Source organism: Streptomyces sp. TRM68367, assembly GCF_014495685.1.
Classification (GTDB): domain Bacteria; phylum Actinomycetota; class Actinomycetes; order Streptomycetales; family Streptomycetaceae; genus Streptomyces.
Genome location: NZ_JACTVI010000003.1, coordinates 256923 through 268921 on the forward strand (window position 1 = coordinate 256923; position 11999 = coordinate 268921).

Here is an 11999-nt window from a genome sequence, read left to right on the forward strand (position 1 = left end):
ATGTGGCCGCGTCGGCCACGCAGTTGGAGCGGGGCCAGATGAGACACAGCCGGACGGAAGCCGGTGCACCAGATGATCGCCAAGGTCGGCGGCGACCTGCGCGCCGGAGTTGCCGCCGCCGACCACGATGACGCGCCGACCGGTGAAGTCCCGCGGGCTGCGGTACTCCACGGTGTGGAGCTGAGGGCCGCCCGGGGACGGCCGGGATGAAGGGCCGCCACCAGGCGCCGGTGGCGCTGATCACCGCCCCGGCACGCCAGGTGCCACGACCGCCGCGTCCGGTACACCTGCCCGTTCTGCGGCGGCAGATCCGCCCGGACAGGGACGAGTACGCGGCCGGAGAACAAGGGAGTCCCAGGCGTGCTGCCAGGCGCCGCCCGGAGTGGACTGTGCGTCGAGGATGACGAAGTCCACACCGAGGCGGCGCAGGTGGTAGCCCTGCCTGGCCGCCACCGACGACCATTACCTGCGTGCGCTGGGCACTCACGAGGTCCGGATGGCGCTCGGCGTCAGCGGGCAGCATGCCACGATGCCGTCGCGGTCCATACAGTGCATCAGCTCTCCTGCGGTGCTGCCGTCAGCTGCTGGGCGGCGGTGAACTTCCGCCGCCAGGCGAGCGAGACGTAGACGAGGGCGACCAGCACCGGGACCTCGATGAGCGGGCCGACCACACCGGAGAGGGCCTGGCCGGAGGTGACGCCGAAGGTGGCGATGGCGACCGCGATGGCCAGCTCGAAGTTGTTGCCGGCGGCAGTGAAGGCGAGCGTGGCGGTGCGGTCGTACGCGAGGCCGATCGCCTTGCCGAGGGCGAAGGTGCCGAACCACATCAGCGCGAAGTAGACCAGCAGCGGCAGCGCGATGCGGGCCACGTCCAGCGGCTGGGAGGTGATCGTCTTCCCCTGCAGGGCGAAGAGGATGACGATCGTGAAGAGCAGGCCGTACAGCGCCCAAGGGCCGATCTTCGGAAGGAAGTTGGACTCGTACCTCTCCCTGCCGAGTTTCTGCTCGCCGATGCGGCGGGTGAGGAACCCGGCCAGCAGCGGGATGCCGAGGAAGATGACGACGTTCAGGGCGATCTTCCACATGGAGATGTCGAGGTGCTCGCCGTCGCCCAGGTTCAGCCAGCCGGGCAGCAGGTCGAGGTAGAACCAGCCGAGCAGGCCGAAGGCCAGGACCTGGAAGACCGAGTTCAGCGCCACCAGGACGGCGGCGGCCTCGCGGTCGCCGCAGGCGAGGTCGTTCCAGATGATGACCATGGCGATACAGCGGGCCAGGCCGACGATGATCAGGCCGGTGCGGTACTCGGGCAGGTCCGGCAGGAAGATCCACGCCAGCGCGAACATCACCGCCGGGCCCAAGACCCAGTTGATGACCAGCGACGAGACCATCAGCCTCTTGTCGCCGGTGACGGCGTCGAGCTTGTCGTAGCGAACCTTGGCCAGGACCGGGTACATCATGATCAGCAGGCCGGCGGCGATCGGCAGGGAGATGCCGCCGGTCTCGACCTTCGCGAGGGCGTCGTTCAGGCCGGGGACGACCCTGCCGAGGCCGAGGCCGACGGCCATGGCGGCAAGGATCCAGACGGCGAGGAAACGGTCGAGCGTCGACAGCTTCGCGACGACCGAGGACTCCTCGGCGGTCGCGGATGCTTCGGTGCGGGTCACGGGCAGGCCCTCTTGTTGTCGGCGGCGGTCCGGGCGGACTCGGCCAGGTCGGCGAACTGACCGGCGAGCTGGGCGATGACGTCCGGGCGCACCTTGTAGTACGTGTAGCGGCCGCACGGCTCCGTCTCGACGACCCCGGCCTGGCGCAGCACTCTCAGGTGGTTGGAGAGGTTGGTCTGCCGAGCGCCGGTCTCCTCCACCAGGTGGGTGGTGCACAGCGTCTCTTTGGCCAGCAGGGTCACGATCTGGAGCCTGAGCGGGTCGGCCAGCACCCGGATCAGGTCAGTGTCGACTGACGTCATCATGGACTGATACTCTCACATCAGTGGTGGCTGACACCACCAGATGCTGAAGTCATTCGCACCTGATGCCGTCGTGAGACAAGAGAGACCTCTGATGCCCGACAAGCCCTCCGTGCTCTTCGTCTGTGTCCACAACGCCGGCCGTTCCCAGATGGCCGCGGCGTGGCTGACCCACCTGGCCGGGGACCGCGTCGAGGTCCGTTCCGCCGGCTCCAACCCGGGCGAGCACGTCAACCCGGCCGCCGTCGAGGCCATGCGTGAGGTCGGCATCGACATCTCCGCCGAGGTGCCGAAGATGCTGACCGTGGACGCGGTCAAGGAGTCCGACGTCTGCATCACCATGGGCTGCGGCGACACCTGCCCGGTCTTCCCGGGCAAGCGGTACCTGGACTGGCAGCTGGACGACCCGGCCGGGCAGGGCGTCGATGCCGTACGCCCCATCCGTGACGAGATCAAGACGATGGTCGAGGGCCTGATCGAGGAGATCGCCCCACAGAGGCCGGAGACCACCGCGTGAGTGAGATCCGCAACGCCAACCTCATCGGCTCCGGCCCCGCCGGACACACCGCCGCCCTCTGCACCTCCCGCGCCCAGCTCAAGCCGCTCGTCTTCGGCGGCGCCGTCTTCGCCGGCGGCTCGCAGTCGGCTGCCGGCTCCGCCGACGGCGGGTGAGGGGGCGGAGCGCGACGACACCCTGCAGCACGCCTCCGCCCACGTCCTGCGGCCCGGCGGCCGGCTCGGCATCGCCGACGTCACCGTCGACCCCGCCCGGCTCCCGCCCGAGTTCACCGGCCTCGGGCCCCGCATCGCCTGCATCTCCGACGCCCGGTCGGCTACGCCCTGCTCCTCGCCGCACGCACACCCGAGGCCACCGGCAGCAGAGCTACCGGTGCGTAGGTAAGGGCGCTCACATACCTGCCGCACCACGCGACCTAGCGTCAGTGCTGAAAGCGGGCAGAGCGACCCCACCGGATGGGATGATCACCATGGTCACCACGGCACACCTCTCCCCCAGGACGGCCGCGATCCCGGTCCACGCCGTCTGGGGCGCCGCCGCCGGACTGGTCGGCGGCATCGGGTTCGGCATCTGGATGTCGGTGTCCCGGCCGATCATGGACACCGCGATGATCACCATGGTCGCCGGGCTCCTCGGCTCCACCAACGCCGTCGTCGGCTGGCTGCTTCACCTGTCCATCGCCCTCTTCGCGGGCACCGGATTCGGCGTGCTGCTCGGGCAGTTCGCGCAGCGCGTCGCCCCGGCCATCGTCCTCGGCCTGGCCTACGGCGCGCTGTGGTGGTTCCTCGGCGCCCTGTGGATCATGCCGGCCAACATGGGCATGCCGGTCTTCGAATGGAACGACGTCACCAGCTCCAGCCTCGGCGGCCACCTCGTCTTCGGCCTCCTGGCCGGACTCGCCTTCTTCTGCATCGCCCAACTGGCAGGCGGGCGCAGCGATGACCGGACGACGGCATGACACCGCCGCCAAAGCCGTCCACACCTGGTCCCGGCTCACCACTCCGGGGCGCCAAACCTCTCCTCGGTGCCCCGGACGACTACTGTCTGACCAGCGGCGCGGGCGCGCTGGCCGCCCCGGTGTGGGGCGCCGCGCCCCCGCCCTGGGCACCGGGACGACGCGAGGAACCACACCACATGAACCACGCAGGGGACGACGCCGAGAAGACCTGGTGCATCTCCGAGGTCGACATCTTCCGCGACCTCACCCCGGCGGAGATGGACGCCATCGCCGCCGCCGCGCCCATGAAGACCTACAGCGCCGGCGAACTGCTGTACTCGCCGTCCCAGCCCTCCGAGGTGCTGTTCATCCTCAAACGGGGCCGGATCCGCATCTTCCGGGTCTCCGCCGACGGCCGCGCCCTGACCTGCGCGATCATCAGCCCCGGCACCATCTTCGGCGAGATGGTACTGCTCGGGCAGCGCATGTACGACAACTTCGCCGAAGCCCTCGACGACGTCACCGTCTGCGTCATGAGCCGCACCGACGTCCACCGCTTCCTGCTCTCGGACGCCCGGATCTCCGCACGCATCACCGAGATCCTCGGCCGCCGCCTGACCGACCTCGAACAGCGCCTGTCCGACAGTGTGTTCAAGTCCGTGCCCCAGCGCATCGCGACCACGCTGCTCACCCTCGCCGCCGAGACCCGGCCCCGCGTCCTCGGGGCCCGCAGCCCGCAGATCGCGCTCACCCACCAGCAGATCGCCGCCCTCGCCGGCACCTCCCGCGAGACCACCACCAAGGTGCTGCGGGACTTCGCCGGCCAGAACCTGATCCGCCTCGCCCGGGGCCGCATCACCGTCCTCGCCCCGGACCGCCTAGCCGACCACACCGGCTGACGCCACCACCCCAGGGTCCAGGCTCGGCAGCGCACCCGCTCGCGGGATGACGTACCTGCCTGTCTGCTGGTAGGACGCCGACCGCATGAGGCGGCCGGCCCACGTACGGCGGGAGGAAGACATGTCCGACAACGGCCACCCGGATCAGCGGGTCCTGGTCTTCGACGTGAACGAGACGCTCAGTGACCTCACTCCGCTGCGGACCCGCTTCGAGGAAGTCGGCGCACCGGGGGATCTCATGCCCAGGTGGTTCGCCGGGGTGCTGCGGGACGGGTTCGCGCTGACGGCCGCCGGGGCGTACGCGGACTTCGCATCCGTCGCCGCGGACGGGCTGCGGGCCCTGCTGCCCGGCGTGGAGGAGTGGGGCGGCGACGTGGAAACCGCGGTCCGGCACATCGTGGACGGCTTCGCCCACCTCGACGTGCACCCCGATGTCCCGGACGGCGTACGGCGGTTGAGCAGTGCCGGGTTCCGGCTGGTGACGATGACCAACGGCAGCGCCGCGCTGACCGAGCGGCTGCTCGCGAAGGCCGACCTGCTGGACGATTTCGAGGCGCTGCTGGACGTGACCGGTCCGCGGTGCTGGAAGCCCGCCTCGGCCGCATACCGGTACGCTGTCAAGGAGGTCGGGGTACGTCCGGAGCAGGCGCTGCTGGTCGCCGTACACCCCTGGGATGTCGATGGCGCGCTGCGCGCGGGGCTGGGCGGCGCCTGGCTGCGGCGCGGCACGGGCGCCTACCCACAGGCCATGTCCCAGCCGACCTGCACCGCGCAGGACGTGCGGGAGCTCGCCGACGTCCTGATCGCTGCCCAGACCTGACACCCGAGTCCCGAGGGGGTATCCGGCATCGTCCGTGTACGACCGCCGCACCGCGGACCGGAGCACAGGGCTCGCTGTCCGCTCGTCGTAGTGTGAGCCGCGTCCCAGCCTCGATCGCAGCGAGCGCCGGATCATTGAGAAGAACACTGGGCCGTAATGGATCACCGCGTGCGAGCCTCCGGTAGCGTCAAGGTATGAGTCATCCGCATCCAGAGTTGAAAGCCGCTCCGCCTCTGCCCGAGGGAGGGCTGAGGGTCGTCGCCCTCGGTGGTCTGGGTGAGATCGGCCGCAACATGACCGTCTTCGAGCACGCGGGCAAGCTGCTCATCGTCGACTGCGGCGTGCTGTTCCCGGAGGAGCACCAGCCCGGGGTGGATGTGATCCTTCCGGACTTCACCTCGATCCGCGACCGCCTCGACGACATCGTGGCGATCGTGCTGACCCACGGCCACGAGGACCACATCGGCGGCGTGCCCTATCTGTTGCGCGAGCGGCGTGACATTCCCGTCGTCGGATCGAAGCTGACACTGGCGTTCCTGGAGGCCAAGCTCAAGGAACACGGCATCCGGCCGCGCACGGTGCGCGTGCGTGAGGGCGACCGGCGCGGTTTCGGCCCCTTCGACTGTGAGTTCGTGGCGGTCAACCACTCCATCCCGGACGGTCTCGCGGTCGCCATCCGCACCGGCGCCGGAATGGTGCTGCACACCGGGGACTTCAAGATGGACCAGTTCCCGCTGGACGACCGCATCACCGACCTGCGCGCCTTCGCCCGCCTCGGCGAGGAGGGCGTGGACCTGTTCCTCACCGACTCCACCAACGCCGAGGTTCCCGGCTTCACCACCTCCGAGCGCGAGCTGAACCCCGCGATCGAGCAGGTGATGCGCACCGCGCCCCGGCGCGTCATCGTCTCCAGCTTCGCCAGCCACGTACACCGCATCCAGCAGGTCCTGGACGCCGCGCACCAGTACGGCCGCAAGGTCGCCTTCGTGGGCCGCTCGATGGTCCGCAACATGGGCATCGCCCGCGATCTCGGCTACCTGAAGGTTCCCCCCGGACTGGTGGTCAGCACCAAGGAACTGGAGAAGCGGCCCGACCACCAGATCACTCTGGTGTGCACCGGCTCCCAGGGCGAACCGATGGCGGCGCTGTCCCGGATGGCCAACCGCGACCACATGATCCGCATCGGCAAGGGCGACACCGTCCTGCTCGCCAGCTCCCTCATCCCGGGCAACGAGAGCGCTATCTACCGCGTCATCAACGGACTGACCCGGTGGGGCGCGAACGTCGTCCACAAGGGCAACGCCAAGGTGCACGTCTCCGGGCACGCAAGCGCAGGCGAGCTCGTGTACTGCTACAACATCGTCCGACCCCGCAACGTCATGCCCGTGCACGGCGAGTTCAAGCACCTGCGGGCCAACGCCGATCTGGCCATCCGTACCGGGGTCGACCCCGAGCGGGTCGTCATCGCCGAGGACGGCGTCGTCGTCGACCTCGTCGACGGACGGGCGTCCATCACCGGCAAGGTGCCCGCGGGCAACGTGTACGTCGACGGCATGACGGTCGGCGGCGCCACCGAAGCCTCCCTCAAGGACCGCCGCACCCTCGCGGAAGAAGGGGTCGTCACGGTGGTCGCGATCGTCGACGCCGACACCGGCGCCCTGGCGGAGGTCCCCGACTTCCTGGCCCGCGGCTTCGTCCACGACGACACCACCTTCGAGCCGGTCGTCCCAGTGATCGAGAAGACGCTGGCCAAGGCGGCGGAGGAAGGCGTCGGGGACGCGCACCAGCTCGAACAGCTCATCGCCCGCGCCGTGGCCTCCTGGGCGTTCCGCACCCACCGCCGCAAACCCCTCATCATCCCGGTCATCATCGACGCCTGAGACGCCTGAGACGCCTGAGACGCCTGAAACTCTGAGACGTGGGAGACGGACCGGAGCCGGGCGCGAGCCCGGGAAACCGGGCAGCCACCCGCTCGGCCACCTCGCCTGCGTCCGACGCGCACAACTCGCCGGCATCGATACGCCGGCGACGAAGGGGATCCTGTGAGCCTGCGTTTCGAGGAAATCGACTGGCGCCCGACACCTCTGGGAGACATCAGCCTGCGGCGCCGCCGGTACCCGTCATCGGGTGACGATGTGTACGAGGTCAAGCTCGGCGACGAGTTCCTCATGTCCAGCCTCTTCACAGCGGGCGAGATCGCGCTCGCGCGACTGGGCCTGGCGCGGTCGGCGCAGAGCGAGCTGGACGTGGTCGTGGGCGGGCTCGGCCTCGGGTACACCGCTCAGGCGGCATTGGACGACGTACGCGTCCGTTCGCTGATCGTGGTCGAGGCGCTCGGCGAGGTGATCGGGTGGCATGAGCGAGGGCTGGTGCCCCTGGGCGAGGGCTTGTCCTCGGACCCCCGCTGCCGTCTGGTGCAGGGTGACTTCTTCAGGATGGCCGGCGACCCCCGCGGTCTGGATCCCGAGGAGCCGGGCCGCCGCTTCCACGCCATCCTGCTGGACATCGACCACTCGCCACAGCATGTGCTCCATCCACATCATGCGGCGCTCTACCGGCCTGCGGGGCTGCGTGTCCTCGCTGACCGTCTCCACCCCGATGGTGTCTTCGCCCTGTGGTCGAACGACCCACCGGACGATCAGTTCACCTCCGTACTCGCGCAGGTCTTCGCGGAACCAGAGGCGCACGTCGTCGAATTCGACAACCCCCTGCAAGGAGGAACAGCGGCCAACACCGTCTACGTCGCGAGGAAGAGGGCGGCCACGCACGTTTCGTGACAACACCAGCGCCGTACGGGCGTGCTGCTCGACGCAGACCGGACTCCGGGCGTCAGGGCACTGTCCCCCGGCCCGGCCCGCGGAGAGGCCGTCCTCCCCCGCCACGTCCGTGGCCGGGAAAGGGCGGCCGGTCCGGTCAGTGGCTGCCGGTCAGCTGGCCGGCGAGGCGCTCGTGCATGTTCGCGCTGGGCTTGTTCAGGCCGATGATGGTGACCTTCTTGCCGCGCTGGGCGTACTTGGTCTCGATGGCGTCCAGGGCGGCGACCGAGGAGGCGTCCCAGATATGGGCGTCGGACAGGTCGATGACGACGTCCTCCGGGTCGTCCTTGTAGTTGAACTGGTAGACGAGGTCGTTGGAGGAGGCGAAGAACAGCTCGCCGGTGACCGCGTAGACGACCTGGTTGCCGTCGGGGTCGACGACGCCGGAGACCTGGGCGAGGTGGGCGACCCGCTTGGCGAAGATGACCATCGCGGTGATCGAGCCGACGACGACGCCGATGGCGAGGTTGTGGGTGGCGACCACGCAGGCGACGGTGACGGCCATGACCATGGTCTCGCCCAGCGGCATCCGCCTGAGCGTCTTCGGGGCGATGGAGTGCCAGTCGAAGGTGGCCACCGACACCATGATCATGACGGCGACGAGCGCGGCCATGGGGATGTCGGAGACGACCGGGCCGAAGACGATGCACAGCACCATCAGGAACGAGCCCGCCAGGAAGGTGGACAGGCGGGTGCGGGCCCCGGACACCTTCACGTTGATCATCGTCTGGCCGATCATGGCGCAGCCGCCCATGCCGCCGAAGAAGCCGGTGATGATGTTGGCGACGCCCTGCCCGATGGACTCGCGGGTCTTGTTGGAGTGGGTGTCGGTGATGTCGTCGACCAGCTTGGCCGTCATCAGCGACTCCATCAGGCCGACCAGGGCCATGGCGAGCGCGTAGGGGGCGATGGTGGTCAGCGTGTCCAGGGTGAAGGGCACGTCGGGCAGACCCGGGACAGGGAGCGAGGACGGCAGCCCGCCCTTGTCACCGACGGCGGGGACGGCGATCCCGGCCGCCACCGTGATCACCGTCAGCACGATGATGGAGACCAGGGGCGCCGGGACCACCCTGGTGACCTTCGGGAAGAACACCATCAGCGCCAGGCCGCCAACGACAAGCGGATAGACCGGCCAGGGCACGTCGTGCAACTCGGGCACCTGCGCCATGAAGATGAGAATGGCGAGGGCGTTGACGAAGCCGACCATCACCGAGCGCGGAATGAACCGCATGAGCTTGGCCACGCCGAGCGCGCCAAGGACCACCTGGAAGACGCCGCCGAGGATGACGGCCGCGATCAGGTAGCCGAGCCCGTGCTCCCGGTTGAGCGGCGCGATGACCAGCGCGATCGCGCCGGTCGCAGCGGAGATCATCGCCTTGCGGCCGCCCACGACGGAGATGACGACCGCCATCGTGAAGGAAGCGAACAGGCCGACCGCCGGGTCGACCCCGGCGATGATCGAGAAGGAGATGGCCTCGGGGATCAGGGCCAGGGCGACGACCAGTCCGGCCAGGACCTCGGTGCGCAGCGCCTTCGGGGAGGCGAGCCAGTCGGGCTTGACTGTGTTCTTTGAAAAGCGGGCGCGCAGCTTGGGGGCTGTGGACAGCGGTGAGGACATGCAACCGTTTCTGTTCGGGCGCACACGTCCAGACCGCTGGACGTCCACGCGCGTCGTACGTGATTCCACAGAAGGCGGGGAATCCCTCCGGCGGCCCGGCCGCCTCGGCGGGGGCCGTGCCGGACAGGGCGGCAACCCGACGGTTGCCGGTCGGGCATCATTGCCCGGAAGTCTTCGGGTGCCGCCACGGGCCCGGTCGGGGCCCGACGCTACGGCGAGGCCGCCGCTACCGAGTACTGGACGGCGGAGGCGAGCACACCGAGACTCTACCCTGACGTGAGGGCAGAGTGGGACTTGCGGCTTGTGAAACGCAGGTAAACAGGCCTCAAGATCCTGTGATTGTTCTCACGTAGACTGGTTCACTTCACGTTTTGAAAACCGGCGGACATCCGAAGGAGACGGCGCGGCGATGAGTGAGCGGCAGATGCAGATCGGCGAGGTGGCCGAGCGGACCGGTTTGTCGCTGCGCACCATCCGTCACTACGAAGAAGTCGGCCTCGTCATTCCCTCGGCCCGCAGCAAGGGCGGCTTCCGGCTGTACACGGAGTCCGATGTCGAGCGGCTGATGGTGATCCGCCGCATGAAGCCGCTGGACTTCTCGCTGGAGGAGATGCGCGACCTGCTGGAGATCACCGACCGGCTCGCCGACACCGGCAACCCGCCCGCGGGCGAGGAGCGGGAGCGGCTGCGCGAACGGCTCGACTCCTACCGCATGGTGGCCGACGCCCGCTGCGAGACCCTTCGGGTCCGTCTGGAGATGGCCGAGGACTTCGCCGCCACGCTGCGCCGCCGCTTGCCGCCGGGGGTCCGCCCCGGCGCGTGAACCGCACCGGAAATCGTGGGGCACGGGCTCCGGGCATCTCTTGCACCACCTCGCGCTCCGCCTGCCGACCGCTCCGTTGGCGAACTAGCTAGTGCCCCGGCAGGCAACGTTCGCCCCGTCGCGACGCCCGGCACGCCCTCTCGCCGCAACCGGACGCCGCTCCTTGACGGGCAAACGTTGCCTGCCGTGGCACTACGCGAGCTGCACTACTGGGTCGGCGACCGGGACCAGTGGTGTGAGTTCTACGAGCGCACCCTCAACTCCACCAGGAGCAACCCGGATCTGGTCGCCGAGGCCGCCTCGGGGCGACTGCGTCCGGCCCCGCCCCGCCACTATTACGTCCGGTTAGAGTTCGGGCGCCGATGGATCACTGGACAGGTCCCCCTCGGTGGGGCGGCTCCGGGCGCAGGCGGGCGGCCGGGTCGGAGGAGAGCCAGCCGCGGGCGCCCCAGAAGTCCACGGCCCGGCAGATGGTGCCCACGGCCCGCCGTGCGCGGTCGCTGTTGTCGCCCCAGTACCCGTCGCACCAGTCGGCCAGCCGCTCGGCGACGCCCTCTTCCTCCAGCACGCTCAGCCGGTTGTGCGAGCCGAGGTGGGTGCCGAGCAGGAGCATCGCCGTGGCATCGGCCTGGCCGGAGGCTTCGCCCATGAAGGCGGCGATCGCCTGCCGCACGGTGGGCGCCGTGGACGGTGCCCGCGCCGCCTTCGGCCGGGTCCGCTGGGGGCGGGCCCTGGGCGCCGGCGCCGCGGCGGTGGCCGGCTTCGGCGCCGCCGGTGGGGCGGGCTTGAGCACGGACGTGTCCGACGGCGGCGCCTGATGGCGCGGCGCGGCGGGGGCCACCGGGGTCTGGGCGACACCGAGGCAGGCGGCGACGTAGTCGCTGGGCACGGGGATGTTCTGGGAGATCGAGGTCTCCAGCGCGTCGGCGTCGCAGGTCCGGCACAGCGGCAGTTCGCGCCAGCCGATGATGGACAGCTGAGTGCCGCGTGAGTGGCGTGTCATGGCCTGCGGCCGGTGCACGATGTCCTGGCCACCGCAGTGCGCACAGCGCAGGCCGCCGCGCATCCACTGCGTGTCGCATGCCAGGCAGGTCACCTTGATGTCGCCGTCGACCGGTTCTCCGCGCAGTTCCTCGCTCTCACCGCACGAGGGACAGCTCCTCACGCCCGCCATCGTCCGTCTCCTTCACGGCCGCCCCCACGGCGGCCGGCCTCGCCAGATTCTACTCTCACGTGAGGGAAGGGTGCGGATCTCCACGGGTGCGCAGACGGCGTAGTGCAGCATCGGGCGAACCTAGTGCCCCGGCAGGCAACGTTCGCCCCGTCGCGACGCCCGGCACGCCCTCTCGCCGCACCGGCCGAAAGCCCAAGTGCATCCAGTACGAGGACTTCCGGCCGGCACGCCGAGAGCACGCACCGGACGCCGCTCCTTGACGGGCAAACGTTGCCTGTCGGGGCACTAGTGGTGTGTCGCTGCTTAATTACGGTGTGTCTGGTTGGGAGGTTGGTGTCTGACAGATTCCTTCCCCTTTGCCAGACAGGGCTGTTGTCATGGGTTCGCAGAAGAAGTGGCCGGTCAGGTTGACTGCGCGGGATCGCGAGG

At 69.5% G+C, this 11999-nt stretch carries 12 protein-coding genes and 1 pseudogene; 8 read left to right on the forward strand and 5 right to left on the reverse strand.

Annotated features, from left to right (window positions below; genetic code table 11):
- Positions 1 to 81 precede the first annotated feature (81 nt).
- The 3 genes and pseudogenes from H8R17_RS46325 to H8R17_RS03990 form a co-directional block, all read right to left on the reverse strand.
- Positions 82 to 523 (reverse strand): annotated as a pseudogene (locus H8R17_RS46325) (NAD(P)-binding domain-containing protein); the annotation flags it as partial.
- 31 nt (positions 524 to 554) lie between these two features.
- Positions 555 to 1664, reverse strand: coding sequence for an ACR3 family arsenite efflux transporter (gene arsB, locus H8R17_RS03985; RefSeq protein ID WP_187821706.1), 1110 nt, complete (start codon positions 1662 to 1664; stop codon positions 555 to 557).
- The gene (locus H8R17_RS03990; RefSeq protein ID WP_187821707.1) at positions 1661 to 1969 is read right to left on the reverse strand and encodes a helix-turn-helix transcriptional regulator; all 309 of its coding nucleotides are present in this window, start codon (positions 1967 to 1969) and stop codon (positions 1661 to 1663) included. The genes arsB and H8R17_RS03990 overlap by 4 nt, the downstream gene beginning before the upstream one ends.
- 91 nt (positions 1970 to 2060) lie before the next feature.
- On the opposite strand from H8R17_RS03990, the gene H8R17_RS03995 reads away from it, so the two are divergent.
- From H8R17_RS03995 to H8R17_RS04025, 7 genes are all read left to right on the forward strand, one after another.
- Complete coding sequence (locus H8R17_RS03995) at positions 2061 to 2483, forward strand: arsenate reductase ArsC (RefSeq protein WP_187821708.1); 423 nt, start codon at positions 2061 to 2063, stop codon at positions 2481 to 2483.
- Positions 2480 to 2638 carry a hypothetical protein gene (locus H8R17_RS04000; RefSeq protein ID WP_399476220.1) on the forward strand — a complete coding sequence of 53 codons (159 nt, stop codon included), beginning with the start codon at positions 2480 to 2482 and terminating at the stop codon, positions 2636 to 2638. Before H8R17_RS03995 ends, H8R17_RS04000 begins: the two co-directional genes overlap by 4 nt.
- 314 nt (positions 2639 to 2952) lie before the next feature.
- A complete protein-coding gene (locus tag H8R17_RS04005; protein WP_187821709.1) occupies positions 2953 to 3441 on the forward strand; it encodes a hypothetical protein in 489 nt (162 codons plus the stop codon).
- Between the two features lie 176 nt (positions 3442 to 3617).
- A complete protein-coding gene (locus H8R17_RS04010) occupies positions 3618 to 4319 on the forward strand; it encodes a Crp/Fnr family transcriptional regulator (protein WP_262504986.1) in 702 nt (233 codons plus the stop codon).
- A 121-nt stretch (positions 4320 to 4440) separates the two neighbouring features.
- Complete coding sequence (locus tag H8R17_RS04015) at positions 4441 to 5139, forward strand: haloacid dehalogenase type II (protein ID WP_187821711.1); 699 nt, start codon at positions 4441 to 4443, stop codon at positions 5137 to 5139.
- Positions 5140 to 5333: 194 nt separating this feature from the next.
- Positions 5334 to 7019, forward strand: coding sequence for a ribonuclease J (locus H8R17_RS04020; RefSeq protein ID WP_187821712.1), 1686 nt, complete (start codon positions 5334 to 5336; stop codon positions 7017 to 7019).
- A gap of 162 nt (positions 7020 to 7181) precedes the next feature.
- A complete protein-coding gene (locus tag H8R17_RS04025) occupies positions 7182 to 7916 on the forward strand; it encodes a spermidine synthase (RefSeq protein ID WP_187821713.1) in 735 nt (244 codons plus the stop codon).
- A gap of 136 nt (positions 7917 to 8052) precedes the next feature.
- Here H8R17_RS04025 and H8R17_RS04030 read toward each other — a convergent pair whose 3' ends face one another.
- A complete protein-coding gene (locus H8R17_RS04030; protein ID WP_187821714.1) occupies positions 8053 to 9573 on the reverse strand; it encodes a SulP family inorganic anion transporter in 1521 nt (506 codons plus the stop codon).
- 409 nt (positions 9574 to 9982) lie between these two features.
- Between H8R17_RS04030 and H8R17_RS04035 the strand changes: the two genes are divergently transcribed.
- A complete protein-coding gene (locus H8R17_RS04035; RefSeq protein ID WP_187821715.1) occupies positions 9983 to 10396 on the forward strand; it encodes a MerR family transcriptional regulator in 414 nt (137 codons plus the stop codon).
- 367 nt (positions 10397 to 10763) lie between these two features.
- Here the strand turns inward: H8R17_RS04035 and H8R17_RS04040 are convergent, their stop codons facing one another.
- Entirely contained in the window at positions 10764 to 11561 is a 798-nt protein-coding gene (locus H8R17_RS04040) for a hypothetical protein (protein ID WP_223124594.1), read from the reverse strand.
- Positions 11562 to 11999 lie beyond the last annotated feature (438 nt).